The sequence below is a fragment of the Mycobacterium sp. 852002-50816_SCH5313054-b genome, from assembly GCF_001667185.1.
Lineage (GTDB): Bacteria > Actinomycetota > Actinomycetes > Mycobacteriales > Mycobacteriaceae > Mycobacterium.
Map to the genome: position 1 here is coordinate 1 of NZ_LZIC01000041.1, position 22218 is coordinate 22218.

General features: G+C 69.6%; 24 protein-coding genes. 13 read left to right on the forward strand and 11 right to left on the reverse strand.

Features of this window, described 5'->3' with window-relative positions; genetic code table 11:
- Positions 1–98 (reverse strand): hypothetical protein (locus A5787_RS28070; RefSeq protein WP_231993897.1); only part of this gene is annotated, 98 nt, incomplete at its 3' end.
- Positions 99–550: 452 nt separating this feature from the next.
- Here A5787_RS28070 and A5787_RS07880 point away from each other — a divergent pair.
- From A5787_RS07880 to A5787_RS07910, 7 genes are all read left to right on the forward strand, one after another.
- Positions 551–1519, forward strand: coding sequence for a DMT family transporter (locus tag A5787_RS07880; RefSeq protein WP_066964177.1), 969 nt, complete (start codon positions 551–553; stop codon positions 1517–1519).
- A gap of 29 nt (positions 1520–1548) precedes the next feature.
- Positions 1549–2232 (forward strand): hypothetical protein, encoded by a 684-nt coding sequence (locus A5787_RS07885; protein ID WP_066964180.1) that lies wholly within the window; start codon positions 1549–1551, stop codon positions 2230–2232.
- Positions 2229–3182 (forward strand): tRNA (adenosine(37)-N6)-dimethylallyltransferase MiaA, encoded by a 954-nt coding sequence (miaA, locus tag A5787_RS07890; RefSeq protein WP_066964183.1) that lies wholly within the window; start codon positions 2229–2231, stop codon positions 3180–3182. Before A5787_RS07885 ends, miaA begins: the two co-directional genes overlap by 4 nt.
- A 4-nt stretch (positions 3183–3186) precedes the next feature.
- Positions 3187–4059 carry a diaminopimelate epimerase gene (gene dapF / locus A5787_RS07895; protein ID WP_066964186.1) on the forward strand — a complete coding sequence of 291 codons (873 nt, stop codon included), beginning with the start codon at positions 3187–3189 and terminating at the stop codon, positions 4057–4059.
- A gap of 46 nt (positions 4060–4105) precedes the next feature.
- Complete coding sequence (hflX, locus tag A5787_RS07900) at positions 4106–5533, forward strand: GTPase HflX (protein WP_066964189.1); 1428 nt, start codon at positions 4106–4108, stop codon at positions 5531–5533.
- Between the two features lie 93 nt (positions 5534–5626).
- Positions 5627–6787, forward strand: coding sequence for an acyl-CoA dehydrogenase family protein (locus A5787_RS07905; protein ID WP_066964192.1), 1161 nt, complete (start codon positions 5627–5629; stop codon positions 6785–6787).
- Positions 6788–7231: 444 nt separating this feature from the next.
- Positions 7232–9319 carry an LGFP repeat-containing protein gene (locus A5787_RS07910; RefSeq protein WP_066964195.1) on the forward strand — a complete coding sequence of 696 codons (2088 nt, stop codon included), beginning with the start codon at positions 7232–7234 and terminating at the stop codon, positions 9317–9319.
- 6 nt (positions 9320–9325) lie between these two features.
- Here A5787_RS07910 and lexA read toward each other — a convergent pair whose 3' ends face one another.
- Positions 9326–10015 carry a transcriptional repressor LexA gene (gene lexA, locus A5787_RS07915; RefSeq protein ID WP_066964197.1) on the reverse strand — a complete coding sequence of 230 codons (690 nt, stop codon included), beginning with the start codon at positions 10013–10015 and terminating at the stop codon, positions 9326–9328.
- Between the two features lie 292 nt (positions 10016–10307).
- Here lexA and A5787_RS07920 point away from each other — a divergent pair, with 292 nt between their 5' ends.
- From A5787_RS07920 to A5787_RS07930, 3 genes are all read left to right on the forward strand, one after another.
- Positions 10308–10805 carry a LysM peptidoglycan-binding domain-containing protein gene (locus tag A5787_RS07920; protein ID WP_066964200.1) on the forward strand — a complete coding sequence of 166 codons (498 nt, stop codon included), beginning with the start codon at positions 10308–10310 and terminating at the stop codon, positions 10803–10805.
- A 67-nt stretch (positions 10806–10872) separates the two neighbouring features.
- Positions 10873–11352, forward strand: a complete 480-nt coding sequence (gene nrdR, locus A5787_RS07925) for a transcriptional regulator NrdR (RefSeq protein ID WP_066964202.1) — start codon at positions 10873–10875, stop codon at positions 11350–11352.
- A 10-nt stretch (positions 11353–11362) separates the two neighbouring features.
- Positions 11363–11848 carry a peroxynitrite isomerase gene (locus A5787_RS07930; RefSeq protein ID WP_066964205.1) on the forward strand — a complete coding sequence of 162 codons (486 nt, stop codon included), beginning with the start codon at positions 11363–11365 and terminating at the stop codon, positions 11846–11848.
- Between the two features lie 8 nt (positions 11849–11856).
- Here the strand turns inward: A5787_RS07930 and A5787_RS07935 are convergent, their stop codons facing one another.
- From A5787_RS07935 to A5787_RS07945, 3 genes are read right to left on the reverse strand one after another with little or no spacing between them, the layout of a single operon-like run.
- Entirely contained in the window at positions 11857–12543 is a 687-nt protein-coding gene (locus tag A5787_RS07935; RefSeq protein ID WP_066964207.1) for a PhzF family phenazine biosynthesis protein, read from the reverse strand.
- Positions 12544–12576: 33 nt separating this feature from the next.
- A complete protein-coding gene (locus A5787_RS07940; protein WP_066964210.1) occupies positions 12577–13608 on the reverse strand; it encodes an alpha/beta fold hydrolase in 1032 nt (343 codons plus the stop codon).
- Positions 13609–13654: 46 nt separating this feature from the next.
- Positions 13655–14626, reverse strand: a complete 972-nt coding sequence (locus A5787_RS07945; RefSeq protein ID WP_066964214.1) for a proteasome assembly chaperone family protein — start codon at positions 14624–14626, stop codon at positions 13655–13657.
- Between the two features lie 155 nt (positions 14627–14781).
- Between A5787_RS07945 and A5787_RS07950 the strand changes: the two genes are divergently transcribed.
- On the forward strand, positions 14782–15606 hold the full coding sequence (locus tag A5787_RS07950) for a serine protease (RefSeq protein WP_066964218.1): 825 nt from the start codon (positions 14782–14784) through the stop codon (positions 15604–15606).
- Position 15607: 1 nt separating this feature from the next.
- Here A5787_RS07950 and sthA read toward each other — a convergent pair whose 3' ends face one another.
- Positions 15608–17014, reverse strand: coding sequence for a Si-specific NAD(P)(+) transhydrogenase (gene sthA, locus A5787_RS07955; RefSeq protein WP_156763828.1), 1407 nt, complete (start codon positions 17012–17014; stop codon positions 15608–15610).
- A gap of 114 nt (positions 17015–17128) precedes the next feature.
- Between sthA and A5787_RS07960 the strand changes: the two genes are divergently transcribed.
- Entirely contained in the window at positions 17129–18184 is a 1056-nt protein-coding gene (locus tag A5787_RS07960; protein WP_066964225.1) for a DUF4192 domain-containing protein, read from the forward strand.
- A 15-nt stretch (positions 18185–18199) separates the two neighbouring features.
- On the opposite strand, the gene A5787_RS07965 is transcribed toward A5787_RS07960, so the two are convergent.
- From A5787_RS07965 to A5787_RS07975, 3 genes are all read right to left on the reverse strand, one after another.
- The gene (locus A5787_RS07965; protein WP_066964228.1) at positions 18200–18895 is read right to left on the reverse strand and encodes a metal-dependent transcriptional regulator; all 696 of its coding nucleotides are present in this window, start codon (positions 18893–18895) and stop codon (positions 18200–18202) included.
- A 188-nt stretch (positions 18896–19083) separates the two neighbouring features.
- Positions 19084–20043, reverse strand: coding sequence for a sigma-70 family RNA polymerase sigma factor SigB (sigB, locus tag A5787_RS07970; RefSeq protein ID WP_066964231.1), 960 nt, complete (start codon positions 20041–20043; stop codon positions 19084–19086).
- A gap of 150 nt (positions 20044–20193) precedes the next feature.
- A complete protein-coding gene (locus A5787_RS07975; RefSeq protein WP_156763817.1) occupies positions 20194–20622 on the reverse strand; it encodes a DUF3099 domain-containing protein in 429 nt (142 codons plus the stop codon).
- 45 nt (positions 20623–20667) lie between these two features.
- Between A5787_RS07975 and A5787_RS07980 the strand changes: the two genes are divergently transcribed.
- Positions 20668–20907, forward strand: coding sequence for a DUF3039 domain-containing protein (locus A5787_RS07980; RefSeq protein WP_066964237.1), 240 nt, complete (start codon positions 20668–20670; stop codon positions 20905–20907).
- On the opposite strand, the gene A5787_RS07985 is transcribed toward A5787_RS07980, so the two are convergent.
- Both A5787_RS07985 and A5787_RS07990 read right to left on the reverse strand, forming a co-directional pair.
- Positions 20908–21891: a YihY/virulence factor BrkB family protein gene (locus tag A5787_RS07985; RefSeq protein WP_066964241.1), complete on the reverse strand. Its 984-nt coding sequence runs from the start codon at positions 21889–21891 to the stop codon at positions 20908–20910.
- Positions 21892–21956: 65 nt separating this feature from the next.
- Positions 21957–22142, reverse strand: a complete 186-nt coding sequence (locus A5787_RS07990; RefSeq protein ID WP_066910155.1) for a hypothetical protein — start codon at positions 22140–22142, stop codon at positions 21957–21959.
- Between the last annotated feature and the right edge of the window lie 76 nt (positions 22143–22218).

Sequence of the window (22218 nt, forward strand, 5' to 3'; positions counted from 1 at the left end):
GGTCGTGGCCCCGGGCTCACCGGGCGGGGGCCGGGACGTGGTCCCGGTCGCGGCACCGGCCTGGGAACGGCGGTGCTGCCTGGCTCGTCTGCCGTCATCCCCTCGTCACCACCCTTCTTTCGCGCGGACAGTGTCCCGCGCGCCTGCCGCGCGTAGCGGCGCCTTGTCAACCGGTTCCCACAGTATTCAAGCAGCTTGGCGGGCGGCGCGCGCCTACCAGTTCTCGGGGACCCCGCCCCCGGGCCGCCGGATGCATAACAGTTCGATTCCACCGCCGCTTCGGCCGTAGGGCACCGCGGCGCCGCCCGGTAGCGTGGCGGAAGCGAGTGGAGTTTCTGGTGGGATGAGCGGGGGGCGATGGATGCCACGGCCAGCCGTCGTTCGGCTGTACAACGGTTTGCTGCGGGCGCAGTATTGATGGACCGCCAGGGCCGCTGAGGGCCTCAGCCCGGCGCCGTCGCAGTACAGTGGTCGCTGAATTCTGATCGAACAGCGCGTGTACACGCAGCGTCAAGGGAATGCTGCCCGGAACGCCGGAGAGGGGGTTCGCATGACGAAAGTGGATGTCGCGGCGCTGATTGCCCTGTGCGCGGCGCTGGCTTCCGCCGTCGGTGACGTGATCCGGCAGCGCTCGGCGCAGGAGATCACCGACAAGGAAGTCGGGCACCTCGAGCTGTTCCGGATGTCGTTGCGGGACAAGCGGTGGTGGCTCGGTGGCCTCGCGGCGATCGTCAACTACAGCTTGCAGGCCGCCGCCCTGGCGTGGGGCTCGGTGGTCTTGGTGACGGCGCTGCAGGTGACCGCGCTGCTGTTCGCGCTGCCGATCTATGCGCGGCTGACCAACATCCGGGTGACCCGCTGGGAGTGGGTGTGGGCGCTGGTGCTGGCCGCGGCGCTGGCGGTGGTGATCATCGTCGGCGATCCGCGCTCCGGTCACGAACGGGCCTCACTGTCGACGTGGCTGATCGTGGCCGCGGTGATGGGCCCCACGCTGGTGCTGTGTGTGCTGGGGGCCCGGATCTGGAAGGGCCGTCCGGTCGCGGCGACACTGCTGGCGGTGGTGGCGGGTTCGTCGCTGGCGCTGTTCGCGGTGCTGACGAAGGGCGTCGTCGAGGTGGCCGAACGCGGCCCCGGCGCCGTGGTGCGCATGCCGGAGTTCGTTCCGTGGTTGCTGGTGGCGCTGTGCGGGATGGTTTTCCAGCAGTCCGCCTTCCGCGCCGGCGCGCTCACCGCGTCCCTGCCCACCATGACCGTGGCCAAGCCCGTGGTGGCCGGTGTCCTCGGGGTCACCGTGCTCGAGGAGACGTTGCGGGCCACCGGACCCGCGGCGCTCGCGCTGGTTTCGGCGGTCGCCTTAGTCATCATCGCGACGGTGGCGCTGGCCCGGGGCGAGGCCGCCTCGATGGCGGCCGGGACCGGGCGAGACCTGCACAACGACCCGCTGCCCGGCGACCCGCCGGCCCAGGAGTCGATTCCGGTTGCCCCGGCGGCGCCGGACCCGACCCAGACGATTACCTAGTCCGGTCCGCGTCCCGTTAGTTTTGTGGCGTGCTGGGCGCCATCGCGATCGTTCCCTCCGCGCCGGTGCTCGTTCCCGAGCTCGCCGGGGCGGCCGCCGCCGAGGTGGTTGAGCTCACCGCGGCGGTGCTCGCGGCGGCGGCCTTGCTGCCGCCGCGCTGGGTCGCGATCGCAACGGGCCGAGCCGACGACGTACTCGAGCCGGAGTCCCGCGGCACCTTCGCCGGCTTCGGGGTCGATGTCCGGGTCGGGCTGTCGCCGCGGGCCGACGCCCCCGCCGACCTCCCCGTGTGCGCGCTGCTCGCCGGGTGGGTGCGCGGGCAGGCGCGCCCCGACGGCGGCGTGCAGGTCCGGGTCTACCGCGGCGACCACGACGTCGACACCGCGCTGGCCCGCGGCAGGCGCTTGCGCGCCGAGCTGGACCGGACCCCGGACCCGGTCGGGGTGCTCGTCGTGGCCGACGGCGCGAACACCCTGACGCCCGCCGCGCCCGGCGGTCACCATCCAGGCGACGCCGACGCGCAAGCGACCCTGGACGACGCCCTGGCCAACGGCGACGTCGCCACCCTGGCCGAGCTGCCGCCGCAGATCCTGGGGCGGGTCGCGTTTCAGGTGCTCGCCGGCCTGGCGGGGCCGGGGCCGCGATCGGCCAAGGAGCTCTACCGGGGAGCGCCGTTCGGCGTGGGCTACTTCGCCGGCTTTTGGCAGCTATGAACCAAGGTGGGCGGCCGCTCGCCATCATCGGGCCGACCGGCACCGGCAAGTCGCAGCTGGCGCTCGACGTCGCCGAGCGCGTGGGCGGGGAGATCGTGAATGCCGACGCGATGCAGCTGTATCGCGGGATGGACATCGGCACCGCCAAGCTGCCGGTGCAGGCGCGCCGCGGCATTGCCCATCATCAGCTCGATGTTCTCGACGTCACCGAGACGGCCACCGTCGCCCGCTATCAGCGGGCCGCCGCGGCGGACGTCGAGGCGATCGCGGCCCGGGGCGCCGTGCCGGTGATCGTGGGTGGCTCGATGCTCTACATCCAATCCCTGCTCGACGACTGGTCGTTTCCCGCGACCGACCCCGCGGTGCGCACGCGCTGGGAGCGGCGGCTCGCCGAGGTCGGGGTGGGGCGGCTGCACGCCGAGCTGGCGCGCCGCGACCCGGCGGCGGCCGCGGCGATCCTGCCGACCGACGGCCGGCGCACGGTGCGCGCGCTCGAGGTCGTCGAGCTCACCGGGCAGCCGTTCGCCGCCTCCGCCCCGCGCATCGGCGCCCCGCGCTGGGATACCGTCATCATCGGATTAGATTGCGACACAACAGTTCTCGACGAGCGATTGGCCCGGCGCACCGACGCGATGTTCGATCAGGGCCTGGTCGACGAGGTCCGGGGGCTGCTGGGCGACGGCCTGCGCGACGGGGTCACCGCCCCGCGCGCCCTGGGCTACGCGCAGGTGCTGGCCGCGCTCGACGCGGGCGGTGCAACAGGCCCTAGCCCGGACCAGCTGCGCGACGCGCGGGAGCAGACCTATGTCGGCACCCGGCGCTACGTGCGACGGCAGCGGTCGTGGTTTCGCCGGGACCACCGCGTGACCTGGCTGGACTGTGAAAAAGGGGGAGCCGAGGGCCCCGGGCTCGTCGACGACGCGTTGCGGGCCTGGCGACAAGTACCCTGAACAGGTGATCTTCGCCAAGGGCCACGGCACGCAGAACGACTTCGTGCTGCTGCCCGACCTCGACGCCGAGCTGGCGCTGACGGCCGCCCGGGTGGCCGCGCTGTGCGACCGGCGCCGGGGCCTGGGCGCCGACGGGGTGCTGCGGATCACCACCGCGGGCGCCGCCGTGCGGGTGGGTGTGCTCGAGCGCCTGCCCGACGGCGTCGGCACCGGCGACTGGTACATGGACTACCGCAACGCCGACGGGTCCACCGCGCAGATGTGCGGCAACGGCGTGCGGGTCTTCGCGCACTACCTGCGGGCCTGCGGCCTGGAATCGCGCGACGAGTTCGTCGTCGGGTCGCTGGCCGGCCCGCGGCCGGTCACCCTGCACCACGCCGGCCAGACCAACGCCGACGTCACCGTCGACATGGGCAAGGCGAACCGGGTCGGCAGCGGGGAGGCCACGGTCGGGGGCAGTCGGTTCACCGGCCTGGCGGTCGACGTCGGCAACCCGCACTTGGCCTGCGTCGACCCGCAACTGGACGCCCAGGCGCTGGCGGCCCTGGACGTGGGCGCGCCCGTGCAGTTCGACCGCGCGCAGTTCCCGGACGGCGTCAACGTCGAGGTGCTCACCGCGCCGGTCGGGGGAGTGGTCCGGATGCGCGTCCACGAACGCGGCGTGGGTGAGACGCGCTCCTGCGGCACCGGAACGGTCGCGGCGGCCGTCGCCGCGCTGGCCGACGCCGGGGCCGACACCGGGACCCTCACCGTGCGGGTGCCCGGCGGCGACGTCGTGGTGACGATCACCGACGCCACGAGCTACTTGCGCGGACCGTCGGTGCTGGTGGCCCGCGGCGAGATCAGCGAGGAATGGTGGCGCGCCCAGGAGCGTTAAATCGGATGCGCTGCACCGATTTAACGTGCACTATTGCTAATTGCCTATGACACATCCCAAATCTCCCTTTTACGATCGGCCGGATCTCGAGCCCAGTGCGGGCGAACTCGCCCTCGAAGACCGATCGGCGCTGCGCCGGGTCGCCGGGCTGTCCACCGAACTCGCCGACGTTTCCGAGGTCGAATACCGCCAGCTGCGCCTGGAGCGCGTGGTGCTGGTGGGCGTGTGGACCGAGGGCAGCGCGGCCGACAACCAGGCCAGCATGTCCGAGCTGGCGGCCCTGGCCGAGACCGCCGGCTCGCAGGTGCTCGAGGGGCTCATCCAGCGCCGCGACCGGCCCGACCCGTCGACCTACATCGGGTCCGGCAAGGCCGCCGAACTGCGCGAGGTGGTCCTGGCCACCGGCGCCGACACCGTGATCTGCGACGGCGAGCTGTCCCCGGCGCAGCTGACCGCGCTGGAAAAGGCCGTGAAGGTCAAGGTCATCGACCGCACCGCGCTGATCCTGGACATCTTTGCCCAGCACGCCACCAGCCGGGAGGGCAAAGCGCAGGTGTCGCTGGCCCAGATGGAGTACATGCTGCCCAGGCTGCGCGGCTGGGGCGAGTCGATGTCGAGGCAGGCCGGCGGCCGCGCCGGCGGCAGCGGCGGCGGCGTGGGCCTGCGCGGTCCCGGTGAGACCAAGATCGAGACCGACCGTCGTCGCATCCGCGAACGGATGGCCAAGCTGCGCCGCGAGATCAAGGACATGAAGCAGGCCCGCGACACCCAGCGCAGCCGCCGCCTGCACAGCGACGTCCCGTCGATCGCCATCGTCGGCTACACCAACGCGGGCAAATCCAGCCTGCTCAACGCGCTGACCGGGGCCGGGGTGCTGGTGCAGGACGCGTTGTTCGCCACCCTGGAACCCACTACCCGGCGCGCCGAGCTCACCGACGGCCGGCCGGCCGTGCTCACCGACACCGTTGGGTTCGTCCGGCACCTGCCCACCCAGCTGGTCGAGGCGTTCCGCTCGACGCTGGAGGAGGTCGTCGACGCCGATCTGCTGGTGCACGTGGTCGACGGCTCCGACGCCAACCCGATGGCCCAGATCAACGCGGTTCGCCAGGTGATCTCCGAGGTGATCGCGGACCATGACGGCAGCCCGCCGGCCGAGCTCCTGGTGGTGAACAAGGTCGACGCCGCGAGCGATCTGACGCTGGCCAAGCTTCGCCACGGCCTGCCCGGCGCGGTGTTCGTCTCCGCGTGCACCGGCGAGGGCATCGAGGACCTGCGGCGGCGGATGACCGAGCTGGCCGCGCCGACCGATACGGCCGTCGACGTGGTGATCCCGTACGACCGCGGCGACCTGGTCGCCCGGCTGCACGCCGGCGGGCGCGTCCAGCAGGAGGAGCACAGCGCCGACGGCACCCGGATCCGGGCGCGCGTCCCGGTGGCGCTGGCGGCCAGCCTGCGCGAGTTCGCCGCCCGCTAGCCAGGGCCCGCCCCGCCGACTGCCGACCAACCGGCTGGTTGGTATATCTTGGGCGGCAGAGTCCCATTCGCCGACGGTCAGCGGAGGTTGTCCATGAGCGGTGCCATCAAGTACGAGCGCACTCTTTTCGAGCCCGAGCACGAATTGTTCCGTGAGTCCTACCGCGGCTTCCTCGATCGCCACGTGGCGCCGTACCACGACGAATGGGAGAAGGCCAAGATCGTCGACCGCGGCGTGTGGCTGGAGGCCGGAAAGCAGGGTTTTCTGGGCATGGCGGTGCCCGAGGAGTACGGCGGTGGCGGCAACCCCGACTTCCGGTACAACACGATCATCACCGAGGAGACCACGCTCGGTCGCTACAGCGGGATCGGCTTCGGCCTGCACAACGACATCGTCGCGCCGTACCTGCTGTCGCTGACCAACGAGGAGCAGAAGCAGCGCTGGCTGCCCAAGTTCTGCACCGGCGAGATCATCACCGCGATCGCCATGACCGAGCCGGGCACCGGCAGCGACTTGCAGGGCATCAAGACCCGCGCGGTCAAGCAGGGCGATCACTACGTCCTCAACGGCGCAAAGACGTTCATCACCAACGGGATCAACTCCGACCTGGTCATCGTGGTCGCCCAGACGGATCCGGACAAAGGCGCGCAGGGCTTCTCGCTGCTGGTCGTCGAGCGCGGCATGGAGGGATTCGAACGCGGCCGGCACCTCGACAAGATCGGGCTCGACGCGCAGGACACCGCCGAGCTGTCGTTCAGCGACGTGCATGTCCCGGCCGAAAACCTGCTCGGCGAGGAGGGCATGGGATTCATCTACCTCATGCAGAACCTGCCGCAGGAACGGATCGGGATCGCCATCATGGCCGCCGCGGCGATGGAAGGCGTGCTGGAGCAGACCCTGCAATATACGAAGGAGCGCAAGGCCTTCGGCAAGCCGATCGGCAGCTTCCAGAACAGCCGCTTCGTCCTCGCCGAACTGGCCACCGAGGCCACCGTGGTGCGGATGATGGTCGACGAGTTCGTCCGCCTGCACCTCGACCACAAGCTGACCGCCGAGCAGGCCGCCATGGCCAAGTGGTACTCCACCGAAAAGCAGGTGCACCTCATCGACCGGTGCCTGCAGCTGCACGGCGGCTACGGCTACATGCGCGAATACCCGGTCGCCCGAGCCTATCTCGACGCCCGGGTGCAGACGATCTACGGCGGCACCACCGAGATCATGAAAGAGATCATCGGCCGCAGCCTCGGCGTCTAGGAATCATGTTGCGGCGCAAGGCAATCGCGGCTTCCTGCGCGGCCAGGACGCCGCGACGCGGGTGCCGCCGGCTAGCTAGTCCGCCAAATAATGAATGGCCTGATCGGCCATTTCGCCGGGTAGTTCGCTGACCAGCTAACGGCCTCGCGTACCGTCGGCGCATGTGTTTCTCGTATAGCGACTGCGTAGTCACACATCGCCACATCGGCGATCGCGGTGCTGGTGAGCGGGGTCGATTGCAATCCGGGCGCGCTCCGGCATCATTTCGACATCGGCGCGGTCTCCGTTTCCGTACTATTTCCAATTTGACTTCGCATTGCATGTCGGCCGGGGCAAAGTTATGCGAGCCCGGCGATAATGCGGTTCGTCACGGGTTTAGGTGCGGTCATGACCGGGGATAGGGGCCTATCCATCGGAGGCTTGGTGAACGGGCAGAGAGGTCGAATGCGCAAGCTGGTCGGGCGCGCGCTGGTCGGGATGGCGACCGCGGTGCTGGCGGCCGCACTGCTGGCGCCGTCCGTGTCCGCGTCGCCGATCGGCGACGCCGAGGCCGCCATGATGGCCGCGTGGGAGAAGGCCGGCGGCGACACCTCGCCGCTCGGTGCCCGCAAGGGGGACGTCTACCCCGCCGGCGACGGGTTCGCGCTGGACTTCGACGGCGGCAAGATGTTCTACACCACCGACACCGGTGCCAAGTTCGTCTACGGCCCCATCATGGACAAATACGAGGCGCTGGGCGGTCCGGTCGGCAGCGACCTGGGGTTCCCCACCATCAACGAAGTTCCCGGCCTGGCGGGACCAGACAGCCGGGTGGCCACCTTCTCGGCCAGCGACAAGCCGGTGATTTTCTGGACCCCCGACCACGGCGCCTTCGTGGTGCGCGGCGCGATGAACGCCGCCTGGGACAAGCTGGGCAGCTCGGGCGGCGTGCTGGGCGCGCCGGCCGGGGACGAAACCTACAACGGCGAGGTCACCTCCCAGAAGTTCAGCGGCGGCGAGATCTCCTGGAACAGGAAGACCAAGGAGTTCGCCACCAACCCGGCGCCCCTGGCCGACCAACTCAAGGGCCTGCAGGTGGCGATCGATCCGGCCGCCGCCATCAACATGGCGTGGCGGGCGGCCGGCGGGGCCAGTGGGCCGCTGGGTGCAAAGCAGGGCGCAACGTATCCGATCGGCGGCGATGCGATCGCCCAGAACTTCGCCGGCGGCAAGGTCTTCTTCAACCCGGCCACCGGCGCAAACGCCCTCGAGAGTGACATCCTCGCCAAGTACGAGTCGCTGGGCGGGCCGGCGGGCAGCGACCTGGGTTTCCCGACCGCCAACGAGTCCGACGGGGGCATCGGCCCGTCCAGCCGGATCGCCACCTTCGCGGCGGCCGACAAGCCGGTGATCTTCTGGACACCCGACCACGGCGCGTTCGTGGTGCGCGGCGCGATGAAGGCCGCGTGGGACAAGCTGCGCGGCCCCAGCGGCAAGCTGGGCGCCCCGGTCGGCGATCAGGCCGTGGACGGCGACGTCGTCTCGCAGCAGTTCACCGGCGGCAAGATCTCGTGGAACCGGGCGAAGAACTCGTTCGCCACCGAGCCGTCGAACCTGGCTCCGTTGCTGTCCGGCCTGCAAGTGTCGGGGCAGAATCAGCCGAGCACCGCGGCGATGCCCACCCACGGCAAGAAGTTCGCCTGGCAGCGGTGGTGGTTGCCGGCCGCCATCGGGGTCCTGGTGCTGATCCTGCTGTCGGGGTTGCTGACATTCGGATTGCGTCGGCGTCGCGCCCGCCGCGGCGCCGGCGACATCGCCGGGGCCCCCGCCTACGAGCCCGAGCGCGACGTGCACGTCGGCTACGAGGCCCCGGCCGACGCGCACTGGGGGCATGACGACGCTGGGCTCGCGACCGACCACTTCGCGGTCGAGGAGCAGCCGGCCCCCGACGCCGATTCCGTGGGGCGGGTCAGCTGGAGCCGGGGCCCCGAGGGCCCGGTTGCCGAGGAAGAAGATCCCGACGCGGTGGACACGGATTCCATCCCCATCGTCGCGGTGGCCGCCCTGTCGGAGGGGGGCTATCCCGGAGTTGACGACGAGGGCGTCTACGAGGACGCCGCCTACGACGACGTCGCCTACGAGGACACGGGCTACGAGCAGGCCGACTACGAAGAGCCCGGCTACGAGCGGGCCGGCCACCCGGACGCCGCGGAAGACGCCGAGCTACCCGAGACCGTCGGTCCCGAAGCCGCGGAGGCCTTGGCGATGAGCGCCGAGTCCCGCATCGGGCGGCACCACGCGGCCGCGGACGAAGAGGAACCGTCGGAGGGCGGGGAAACGGCCGCCGCGGCGCCCGTCGTCGGCGGGCGCCCGACGATCCGCATGCCGCTGGACGATCCTTACCAGGTGCCCGACGGCTACCCGATCAAGGCCAGCGCGAGCTTCGGCCTGTACTACACGCCCGAGAGCCCGCTCTACCACGACACCCTGGCCGAAATCTGGTTGGCCAGCGAAGAAGTCGCGCAGGCCAACGGCTTCGTCAAGGCCGACTGAGCGGCGCTAGACCTTGCGGATCACCGTGACGACTTTGCCGAGCACGGTCGCGTCGTTGCCGGGGATCGGGTCGAACGCCGGGTTGTGCGGCATCAGCCACACCTGACCGCCCGCGCGCTTGAACGTCTTGACGGTGGCCTCCCCGTCGATCATGGCCGCGACGATGTCGCCGTTGTCGGCGACGTGCTGCTGGCGCACCACCACCCAGTCGCCGTCGCAGATCGCGGCCTCGACCATCGACTCGCCCACCACCTTGAGCAAAAACAGCGTGCCCTCGCCGACCAGCTCGCGGGGCAGCGGGAAGACGTCCTCGATGGCCTCCTCGGCGAGGATCGGCCCCCCGGCGGCGATGCGTCCGAGTACCGGGACATAACTGGGTTCGGGCAGCGCGTCCGACCCGGCGACCTCGGTGACCGGCGCCGCGGCGCCGACGTCCTCGGCGCCCCGGACGTCCACGGCCCGCGGGCGGTTCGGGTCGCGGCGCAGGTATCCCTTGCGCTCCAGCGTGCGCAGCTGGTGGGCCACCGACGACGTCGAGGTCAGGCCGACGGCATCGCCGATCTCCCGGATGCTCGGCGGGTAACCGCGACTGGTGACCGAGGCGCGGATGACGTTCAGAATGGTGCGCTGCCGTTCGGTCAGCGAGGAGTCCACGGGGTGCGAGCTGCTTGATGGGGTGGCGTTGCTGTCGCTCATGCACCGAATGTAGCGGCACCGCGTCGAAGAATCAAACATGTGTTCGAGTAGCGTGTCGCGGTGGTGCGAATCCGGCCGGCGGCACGCGCCCGCCGGCGGAATAACAAACGTGTAACTCTTCGATCGATCGGGTACTTCAAGGCCATGTCAGTGGTCACGCCCACAAAGTTGTCGGTGGGGTGCTCTAGCGTTTTGCTCGGCCGACACGCTTCGCTCAAATGTTCGGGTATCGAACACACGAGCGACTATAGTCGAACACACGAGCGAGTATGAGTTGACCGGAGGAACGCAGATGACCATCATCCACACAGTCGCGCCGCGTACCGGCGGCGTTCGGCACCCGGTCAACGGGCCGGTGCCGGGGCTCCGCTACGGCCGGGATGGGCTGGCCCGTTCCCGCAGGCCGGGTCCGTCCAGGCCGGCGGGCGCGCCGCCGCGCTACCACGGCACGGGCGTCGCGATGTCCGTCGCGCCGCACCGCCCGCGTCGGCCCGTCACGCTGGCGACGACGGTCGGGCTGGCGCTGGTCGCCGGGATCATCACGCTGTGGCTGGGGCTGGTCGCCAACATCGGGCAGGCGGTCAACGGCGAGTCCCCGGGATCGGCCGCCGCCGTACCGGATCGGCTCGCCGTCGTGCGGGTCGAACCCGGCGAGTCCTTGCAGGATGTCGCCCACCGGGTGGCGCCGGACGCGCCGACCCGCCAGGTGGCCCAGCGGATTCGCGAACTCAACGACCTGAACTCGCCGTCCGTCGCCGCGGGTCAGACGCTGATCGCGCCGGTCGGCTGACCCGCCGAGGCGGGTACGCTCGGGGTGTTCTGCGACCCCGGGATGTGAGCACGGCGAAGGAGCGGTCATGCACTGTCCGTTCTGCCGCCATCCCGACTCCCGGGTGATCGATTCGCGGGAAACCGATGAAGGCCAGGCTATTCGGCGCCGCCGATCGTGCCCCGAGTGCGGGCGGCGCTTCACCACCGTCGAAACGGCGGTGCTGGCCGTCGTCAAACGCAGTGGTGTCACCGAGCCCTTCAGCAGGGAAAAGGTCATCAGCGGGGTCCGTCGGGCCTGCCAGGGCCGCCAGGTCGACGACGACGCGCTGAATCTGCTTGCCCAGCAGGTGGAAGACAGCGTGCGCGCCGCCGGGTCGCCCGAGGTGCCCAGCCACGAGGTCGGCCTGGCCATCCTGGGCCCGTTGCGCGACCTCGACGAGGTGGCCTACCTGCGGTTCGCCTCGGTGTACCGCTCGTTTTCGTCCGCGGAGGACTTCGAGCGCGAGATCGAGGCGCTGCGCGCGCACCGCAACGCGCCGACCGACCCGGAGCCGGCCACTCGCTAGGCTGGCGCTCATGCCGCCTGACTTGCATCCCGATCTCGAGGCGCTGGCACCCCTGCTGGGCACATGGGCCGGTCGGGGCACCGGTAAGTACCCGACGATCGCGCCCTTCGAGTACCTCGAGGAAGTCGTGTTCTCCCATGTGGGCAAGCCGTTTCTGGCGTATGCGCAAAAGACCAGAGCGGCGAGCGACGGCAAACCCATGCACGCCGAGACGGGATACCTTCGCGTGCCGCGGCCGGGCCACGTCGAGCTGGTGCTGGCCCATCCGAGCGGCATCACCGAAATCGACGTGGGCACCTATTCGGTGACCGGCGACCTCATCGAATTCGAGCTATCGACCACCGAGGTCGGGCGGACCCCGACCGCCAAAGAGGTGACCGCTCTTGGCCGTTCGCTGCGCATCAACGGCGACGAGCTGTCCTACTCCGTGCGGATGGGCGCCGTGGGGCAGCCCCTGCAGGACCACCTCGACGCCGTCCTGCACCGGCAGCGCTGAGCCGCGCGTCAGTCGACCTGCCTGGCACCGTCGTCGACGACACGCCCGGCCACCCCGACCCAGCCCTCGGCGTTCCACGTCGTTTCGATGACGGAGCCCTTGCCCTGGGTGATGCGCAGGTCGCGGCTGAGGTAGTCGGTGAGCCGCATCGCCGCCGAGCCGGTCGCCTCGTCTTCCGGCACACCGAGGTTCGCGAAAAATCCCCGGGAGCGCACGGCGCCGGCGGCCCGATCGATCCAGGCCCACAGGTAGTGCGCGGTGTCGTCCGGAAAGTCCCCCGGATCGGCGGCGAGCACGTCGTCGGCCGAACCGAATTCGTGCAGGGCCAATTCCGGCGCCCATTCCGAGCGCGCGCTGATGCCCGTCACGTCGCCCTGATAGCTCACCTGCACCAGGCCGGGCGGCACCTGCAGCGTCTTGATCGGCCAGCCGTTCTCGCGCAGCCACCACGCGGCGCCGACAGTGGGGTGCCCGGCGAACGGAAGTTCGGTGCGGGGAGTGTAAATCTTGGCGTGCGCGGTGGTTGCGCCGGCGGCCGGAAGATCGATGAATACCGTTTCGCTGTAACCCAATTGGGTCGCGAGCCGCTGCCGGTCCCCGGGCCCCACCCGGGCCGCATCGACCACGCCGAGCGGATTACCGAAATTGCCGTCCGCGTCGGTGAACACCCGCAGCACCGTCACGTCGATACCCATGACCCGACTGTACGGGCCGGGTCAAAGCAATTGTCAGGTGGCGCTGCGCTCGTCGGAACCCATGGCGTTCAACACCGCGACGCGGGTGTCGGCCGGGCCGGTGACGGTCTTCTCCCCGCCCCCGGTGCGCAGCAACGCGCGCAGGGCGGCCTGGTCGTATTCGGCGGGTTGGGTGCTGTCGATGAAGCGCTGAACGACGTCGATGAAGCGGGCCGGGTCGTCATGGAACGGGAAATGGCCCGACCCTTCGAAGATCTCCAGGCGCGAGCCGGGCATTGCGGCGTGCGCCATCCAGGCGTGCCGGACGGGGACCACCACATCCTTGGTGCCCCAGACGATCTGCACCGGGATGGCCTCGGTCAAGTAACATCGGTCCAGCATCGTCACGATCTGCCCGCGCCAGTCCACCACCGCCCGCAGGGTCCTGCTGAACGCCGCCGAGGCCGTCGGCTCCGGCAGGTCGTCGAGGATGCGCAGCACGTTGGGCAGGTCGTGGCCCAGCGCGGTCGATCCGATCGCCAGCCCGGCCAGCTTCCCCGCCAACTGAACCGCCGGCAGCACCAGCGGCAGCCGCAGCAGGGCCAGCGCCTCGCTGCCCATCGGCAACGAGGCCAGCCGGAACACGACGTTGACGTCCTTGGTGACACCGCCCGCGGCGACCAGGATCAGCCGGTCAACCAAATGCGGGAACTGGTAAGCGAATTGCATGGCCACTCCGCCGCCCAGCGAGTGGCCGATGATCGTCACCCGCTCGATGTCGAGCACGGACAGCAGGTCACGCATCCCGTTGGCATAGGCGGCCGCCGAGTAGTCGGCGCGCGGCTTGTCGGATTTACCGTGACCCAGCAGGTCGGGGGCGATGACCGTGAACCGCTGGGCGAGCTTGGCCTGCACGGCATTCCAGGTGGTGGAGTTGTCGCCGATGCCGTGCAGCAGCAGGATCGCCGGGCCGGAACCGGCGATCCGGTAGGCCCGCTGGTAGCCGTGAATGGTGCGGAACTCGAGCGTGGGGGCCGTCACCTCGCGCACCGGGCGAAGGTTGCTCTTGCGCTTGCGCTCGGTCATCTCGCCAACCTTGGTGTCGGCCCGGGCTATGGGCGTTTTAAGAGTCTCAAGTTTGGTCGTCGTCGTTCTTCTTCTCTGCCTGCTGGGCAAGGAATCGCTCGAATTCGGCGCCAAGCTCGTCGCCGCTAGGCAGATCCTCGTCGTGAGTTAGTAACGACCTGTTCTCCTGAGCGTCGATGAAGGCATCGTACTGGCGCTCGAGCGCGGCCACCACTTGAGCGACTTCCGCGCTCGCCTGGACCTGTTCGTCGATTTTGGTCCGGATCTCTTCCGCGGCCTCGGTCAGCGCCGACAGCGGCAGCTCGAGCGATCCGCTCTTGGCGACCTGCTCGAGCAGCGCCTGGGCGGCGGCGGGGTAGTCGGTCTGGGTCAGGTAGTGCGGGACGTGCACGGTGAAGCCGACGACGTCGTGGCCGTGCTGGGCCATTCGGTATTCGAGCAGGTTGGACGCGCTGCCCGGAACCTGGATCTCCGAGATCCAGGGCTGGAAGTCGGAGATGAGTTCCTTGTTGTTGGAATGGGCCGTCAGCGTGATCGGGCGCGTGTGCGGGACGGCCATCGGGACGGTGCCCAGGCCGATGGTGCGCCGCACACCCAGCCGCTCGGCCAACAGGCGCACCGCGGTGATGAAACGCTCCCACTTCAGGTCCGGCTCCATGCCGGCCAGCAGCAGGAACGGGGTGCCGACGCTGTCGCGCAGCGCGTACAGGCTCAGCTCCGGGTCGTCGTAGTGGGTGAAGTGATCGGTCTTGAACGTCATCAGGGGCCGCCGCGAGCGGTAATCCAGCAGCTCGTCGATCGCGAACGACGCCACCAGCTCGGCGTCCAGCGCCGCCTTGAGGTGGGTGGCGGCCAGCCGGATCGCGTGACCCGCGTCGGAGAAGCCCTCCAGGGCGTGCACCATCACCGGGCCCTGGCCGTCGGCCGTCGACAACTGGGGCGCCGGGAACTCGAGCTCGTACATGCCGGGCTGGCCCGGCTGATAGTCGTCGTCGTCCGGACTGTGATGGCGCGCCATCGGGCTTCCTCCTCTCGGGAATCTCTCCAGGGTGCCCTAACCAAGTGTCCCCCGGATCAACGGGCACCCCTAACGAAACACCAAAGCGCGCGGAGAGCGTCCCCGGCGGGTTCAACCCTGCCCGGCGCCCCATGGTCGGGCATGATGGACCCCAAATGCGCATATCGAGGGTGTTGCTGTGCTCGGGGGTTGGCCTGGCGGCGTTGCTGACGTCGTGCACCAGGCCCGCCGACCCTGCCGCGCGCCCGGTCGTGTCCGCCGACGTGGCCACCGCGCCGGTGCAGCGCCTCAGCCAGCCCCAACAGAAGACCGTCGCGCGCCCCGTCGAGCCGGACCGGCGCGTCGGCGCGATCTTCATCAACGACGGCCCGCTGCACGTGTGCACGGGCGCGGTGGTGCATTCGGGGGCCGGGAACCTGGTGATGACGGCGGCGCACTGCCTGGCGGGAGCCGCCAAGATCACCTTCGTCCCCGGGTTCGCCGGCGACTCCGCGCCCCCGCCCGCGGACGTCTGGAAGGCCGACGCCGTTTACGTCGATCCGCGCTGGACCGCCGGCAAGGACCCGCACGCGGATTACGCGATCGCGCGGGTCAGCAACGACGCCGGTGGTTCGGTCGAGTCGCACGTCGGGTTGGCGCTGACGCTGGGCATCGCACCGCCTCCGGGCAGCCACGTCACGGTGCTGGGGTACGCGGCCGGGGTGGGCGGCTCGCCCATCGGCTGCCAGGCCACCACCTCGGTCAACGACAGCGGATTCCCGTCGTTGACGTGCGAGGGGTTGGTCGACGGCACCAGCGGCGCGCCGTGGGTCAGTGGCACGACGCTCACCGGGGTGATCGGCGGTTTCGAGCGCGGGGGATGCGCCGCCAACGTGTCGTACTCGGCGCCGTTCGACGCCCAGACCGCGCAGTTGCTGGCGCGCGCCGAGGCCGGCGGTCCCGGCGACCCGGTGCCCAACGACCTCGACGACAGCTGCTGAGTCAGCGCCGGAACTGGGACAGCGCCCGCATCTTGTTGGTCACGTCCAGCGCGGCGACCTTGTAGGCCTCGGAGAAGGTCGGATAGTTGAACACCGCGTCGACCAGGTAGTCGACGGTGCCGCCGCAGCCCATCACGGCCTGCCCGATGTGCACCATCTCGGTGGCGCTGGTGCCGAAGATGTGCACCCCGAGCAGCTTGCGGTCCTCGGTGGACACCAGCAGCTTGAGCATCCCGTAGGAGTCGCCGGCGATCTGGCCGCGGGCCAGCTCCTTGTACCGCGCGACGCCCACCTCGTACGGGACGGCGCTCTTGGTCAGTTCCACCTCGGTGGCCCCGACGTAGGAGATCTCGGGGATCGAGTAGATGCCGATCGGCTGCAGGTCGGTGATGCCCTCGCAGGCTTCCCCGAACGCGTGGTAGGCCGCCAGCCGGCCCTGCTCCATCGAGGTCGCGGCCAGCGCCGGGAAACCGATCACGTCGCCGACGGCGTAGATGTGCTCCACCTTGGTCTGGAACTTGTCGTCCACCCAGATCCGCCCGCGGCCCTCCACCTCGATGCCGGCGTTGTGCAGGTCGAGGTGATCGGTCTGCCCCTGGCGTCCCGCGGAGTACATGACCGTCTCGGCGGGGATCTGCTTGCCGCTGGCCAGGGTGGTGACGGTGCCCGAGGAGCCGACGTCGACCGCGGTCACCTCCTCGCCGAACCGGAACGTCACCGCCAGGTCGCGCAGGTGGAACTTCAGCGCCTCGACCACCTCGGGGTCGCAGAAGTCCAGCATGTCGTCGCGCTTCTCCACCACGGTCACCTTGGTGCCCAGCGCGGCGAACATCGAGGCGTACTCGATGCCGATCACCCCGGCGCCGACGACGACCATCGAGGCCGGCAGCGACTTGAGGTCGAGGATCCCGTCGGAGTCGAGCACGCGATCTTCGTCGAACTCGACCCCGGACGGCCGGGCGGGCCGGGTGCCGGTGGCGATGACGATGTAGTCGCCGGTGACGGTCGTCGTCTCCCGGCGGCCCGGGTCCTCGACGACGATGGTGTGCGGGTCGACGAATCGGCCGTGGCCGACCAGCAGGTCGATTCGGTTGCGCATCAATTGGTTGCGCACCACGTCGACTTCCTTGCCGATCACGTGCTGGGTGCGCGCCAGCAGGTCGGCCGGCGTGATCCGGTCCTTCACGCGGTAGCTGGCCCCGTACAGCTCGCGCTGGGCCATCCCGGTGAGGTAAAGGACCGCCTCGCGCAACGTCTTCGACGGGATGGTGCCCGTGTTGACGCACACGCCGCCCAGCATCCGGCCGCGTTCGATGATGGCGACCGATTTGCCCAGCTTGGCCGAGGCGATGGCGGCCTTCTGGCCGCCCGGTCCCGAACCGATGACGACGATGTCGTACTCCTGCATCGAACCCATGAGATAGACGATAAGGCCCACAGTCCAGACTTTCTCCACAGACGAGCGGCGGGATCTCGTTACGGGGGCACGGCCTGACGGTGCCGGCCGTCAGCGTGGGTGCCCATGACGACGCATCGAGCTGATTTCGAACTCAACCGCCCCGGCGCGCTGATCGCGGCGCTACCGGCCGTTCTCGGCTTCGTTCCGGAGAATTCATTGGTCTTGGTGTCTCTGGACCGCGGCGAAATGGGGTCCGTGCTGCGGGTCGACCTGTCCGAGGAGGTGACCGACCGGGTGGGGCACCTGGCCGAAATCGCCGCCGCCGCCGAGCCCGAGGCCGCGATCGCGGTGATCGTCGACGCCGACGGCGCGCACTGCCCGGGCTGCAACGAGGAACACCGGCTGCTGTGCGCGGCACTCGCAGACGCGTTGGCGCAGCACGACATTCAGCTGTGGGCCGCGCACGTGGTGGACCGGGTTGCCCTCGGCGGCCGCTGGCATTGCGTGGACCGCTGCGGCGCCGGCGGCGCCATCGACGATCCCTCGGCGTCGCCGCTGGCCGCGGCGGCGGTGCTGGACGGCCGGCGGCTCTACGCCCGGCGGGCCGACCTGCAGGCCGTGATCGCGGTCGACGCGGCGCGCAGCGCGGGGCTGGCCGACGCGCTCTGGCGCCAGGCGACGAAGCGGGAGGCGGCGCAGCGCGACGATCCCGTGGGTTGCGCCCGCCGCGACGTGCGGCGCGCGCTGGCCATCGCGAAGCGCGTCGCCGCCGGCGAAACGCCGTCCGCCACCCAGCTTGGGGCGCTGGGCTGCGCGCTGGGCGACGCGCAGGTGCGCGACACGCTGTATGCGCTGGCGGTCGGCGAGCGCGCCGACGACGCCGAGTCGCTGTGGGCGCTGCTGGCGCGCTCGCTGCCCGAGCCGTGGCGGGTGGAGGCGCTGGTGTTGCTCGCGTTCAGCGCGTACGTCCGCGGCGACGGCCCGCTCGCGGGCGTGTCGCTGGACGCCGCGCTGCGCTGCGACCCCGAGCATCGGATGGCGGGGATGCTGGACAGAGCCCTGCAGTCCGGTCTGCGGCCCGAGCGCATCCGGGAGCTGGCGGACACCGGCTACCGGCTGGCCAAGCGGCTGGGGGTGCGGTTGCCGCCGCGGCGGTCGTTCGGGCGCCGGGCGGGGTAGGTCAGACGGATAGGGTCAGACCTTCTCGACCTTCACGGCATGGGCCATCTCGTGCGGCAGGGTGACGTTCTCGTGGCCCGGGATGAGTATGGTGACCCCGACCCCGCCCGGGCTGGTCTCGACGGTCACCCGCGCGTTGGGCACCACGCCGGCGTCCTTCAGGCGGGTGATCAGGTCGATGTCCCCCTGGACGTGTTCGGTGAGCTGCCGGACGACCACCGCGACCGGCGACCCGGCGGGCAGCTCGGTCAGCCGGACCAGGTTGACCTCGCCGGAGGCGGAATCCGGGCCGACGCCGAGGTCAAGCAGACCCGGAATCGGGTTGCCGAACGGGGACGTGGTCGGGTGGTTGAGCACCTTGACGAGCCGGCGTTCGACTTCCTCGCTCATCACGTGCTCCCACCGGCATGCCTCGGCGTGCACTTCCTCCCACGGCACCCCGATGACGTCGACGAGCAATCGTTCGGCCAGGCGGTGCTTGCGCATCACGGCGATGGCCAGCGCCCGGCCCTTGTCGGTGAGCTCCAGGTGGCGGTCCCCGGCGACGTGGAGGAGCCCGTCCCGCTCCATGCGGGACACGGTCTGGCTGACGGTCGGACCGCTCTGCTCGAGACGTTCGGCGATCCGGGCGCGCAGCGGCGTCACGCCCTCTTCCTCGAGGTCGTAGATGGTTCGCAGGTACATCTCGGTGGTATCAACCAGCTCGTTCATCCAGCACCCTCCATTGACGCCGAGTCTACTTGGCAAGCTGCGCGAATGGGTGTAACGCGTCCCCGGCAAGCAGTATGCCCGCCGCGTGACGCGGCGGGCATACCGTCTTGCTACCTGGCTCTGGCGGCGATCGCACGCGCGGCGTGAGCCGGGCGCCGCGGGTCGCCGCGATCTATCTGGTTGGGACCTCAGCTGGCATACGACCGCAGCCGGTCGGCGCGGTCGCCGTTGCGCAGCTTGGACATCACGTCGCGCTCGATCTGGCGGACCCGCTCGCGGGACAGCCCGAACAGCTTGCCGATCTGGTCCAGGGTGCGCGGCTGGCCGTCGTCCAGGCCGAAGCGCAGCCGGATCACCTGATGCTCGCGCTCGTCGAGAGTGGCCAGGACGCTGCGGATGTCGGTGTGCAGCAGCTCGGCGATCACCGCGTTCTCGGCGGACATCGCCTCGGCGTCCTCGATGAAGTCGCCCAGCGGGGCCTCTTCCTCGGAGCCGACGGGCATGTCGAGGCTCACCGGGTCGCGGCTGTGCTCCAGCAGGTCGTTGATCTTCTCGATCGGGATGCCGGATTCCGCGGCCAGTTCCTCGTCGGTGGCCTCACGCCCCAGGTTCTGGTGCATCTCCCGCTTGATCCGCGCCAGCTTGTTGACCTGCTCGACCAGGTGGACGGGCAGGCGGATGGTGCGGCTCTGGTCGGCCATCCCGCGGGTGATCGCCTGACGGATCCACCACGTCGCGTAGGTGGAGAACTTGAATCCCTTTGTGTAGTCGAACTTCTCCATCGCGCGGATCAGGCCCAGGTTGCCCTCCTGGATGAGGTCCAGCAGGGGCATGCCGCGGCCCGTGTAGCGCTTGGCCAGCGAAACCACCAGGCGCAGGTTCGCTTCCAGCAGGTGGCGCCGGGCGGCCTGGCCATCGCGGACGACGGCTTCGAGATCGCGTTTGCGGTTCTCGCCGAGGCGCTTACGGGTCTCGAGCAGATGCGCGGCATACAGACCGGCCTCGATGCGCTTGGCCAGTTCGACTTCGCCCGCCGCGTTGAGTAGCGCCGTCTTACCAATGCCATTGAGGTATACGCGCACTAGGTCCGCTGCGGGGCTCTGAGCATCCAGATCGCCGTCGATCCTGCTTGTGCCGGCATTCGCCATAGCGACCCTCCCGTTCGGCTTTGTACTGTCAAGTCGTTCAACGACAGACCCAGCCTGGGAGTTCCCGCCCCGTCGCGATCTCACACGCTTTGACGTGCAGAAATGTGCCGACGACCTGAGAATGTCCTGAGAAGTGCGGGTAGCGGGGACTTATCGGGAACCGGGGTCGGGGTGGTCCCAGCTCGGCGAGTGCGTTTGCGGCTCGGGGGCGCGGCGCGGTTCGAGCGCCCGCTGCCCGGCCCGGGGGAACAAGGGCGTCCGCCGGCGGCCCTCGTCGAAGCGCCGCGGTTCGTCGTCGCGGCGCGGTGGGCGGTCGTTGGCGATCAGCACCGCCATCCACGGCAACGGCACCGAGACCGCCACGATCGCCACGGAGATCAGACCGTTGTGCCAGGCGCCGTACGCAACGGCGGCCAGGATCAGCGCCGGAATCCGAAACGCCATCAGGGTCAGGTACTTACGCACCCGCGCGCGGTGCTCCTCCTCGTACGAGGGGGCGGCGGAGGTGATCAGGACCGGACGGCCCGCGTCGTCGAAACCCAGCTGGTCGCCGCGCTTCATACCTCCACTGTCCCACACGTCATCGATTCCGGTAACGGCGAGTCAGGAGGCACAATGTGAGGCATGCGCACCCAGACGATCGAACGCACCGAGACCGACGAACGCGTCGACGACGGGACCGGTAGCGATACCCCGAAGTACTTCCACTACGTCAAGAAGGACAAGATCGCCGAGAGCGCGGTCATGGGCAACCATGTGGTGGCGCTGTGCGGCGAGGTGTTTCCCGTCACCCGGGCGGCCAAACCGGGCTCGCCGGTCTGCCCGGAGTGCAAGCGGGTCTACGAGCAACTCAAGAAGGGCTGATCAGGCCGGCGGGTCCGCCGTCGCGACGGCGGGTGGTGCGGGGTTAGCCGGTGTGTCCACCGTGTGTCTGGGGCCACGCGTGCGCGCCAGCACCCAGTTGCGCAGCCGGTGGGCGTGCGTCTTCGGCGCGGGGAACTCCTCCTGGATGGCCGCATTGAGTTCGGCGCCGATCATGATCGCGAAACCGCCGAAAAACGCGAACAACAGGAACGCGATCGGCGTGGACAGCGCGCCGTAGGTGTAGCCGGTGCTGGTGATCCACGTCAGGTAGAACCGCAGGCCCAGTGTGGCGATCACGAAGACCGCGGTCGCCAGGATCGCACCGAAGATCAGGCGATGCGACGGCAGCGGCACGGGCAGCGACACCCGGTACAGGATCATCACCGCCAGCGTCAGACCCAGGATCAGCGCCGGGTAGTACCCGTAGCGCAGCACGTTGGCCAGCCCGACCGGGATGTGCTCGGAGATCTTGCGCGGGCCCACCGCCACCAGCGGCGCGGTGACCACCACGACCACCAGCCCCACCACATAAAGGAACAGCGCGAAGAACCGCTGCCGCACCGGATGACGCAGCGGGGTCTGGTCGTGTGCCTCGACGACGGAATCCACCAACGCCGAGATCGCCGACGACCCCGCCCACAGCGAGATCAAAAAACCCAGCGAAATCACCTCACCGCGAGCGTTGTTGGCGATGTCGCGGATGGTCGGCTCGATGATCTCGTTGACGACGCTGGGGGAGAACACGCTGTGGGCCATCGAAATCACCTGGTGCTCGATGCTGGGCAACATGTCCGGCCCGAACAGCGGCGCCACGTAGGCCAGGACGCCCAGCAACCCCAGCAGCAGCGGGGGCAGCGACAGCGCCGACCAGAACCCGGCCTGCGCCGACTCGGAGAAGATCGAGTCGTCCCAGCTTTTGCCCAAAGTCCTCAGACTGATTCGCCAGATGTGGTGGCGGGACGGCTTTGCGACCTGATCGCTCATACCCGTCCAGCATTACCGATGACTGCCCGCACCGCCCACATTGCCGATGGGTGAGTTCGGTGAAACTAGCTGGCGCTGGCCTCCAGCACGGCGTCCTGCTCGGTCAGTTTCGCCTCGTGCTGGTTCGCGTGGTGCTGGCAGAAGAGAAGCTCAAGTCCGGAAGACAGCTTGGCGCGGACTCGAGCCGCGGCGCCGCAGCGATCGCAGCGGTCCGCCCTTGTCAGCTCGGGACTGGTCAGAGTTGCATTCATGGCTTCTCCGTTCTCGTTCATTCACTCTCTCAGACGTATGGGGTTTTCGCCTTGTTCCCCGATCGTTCTCGGGTGT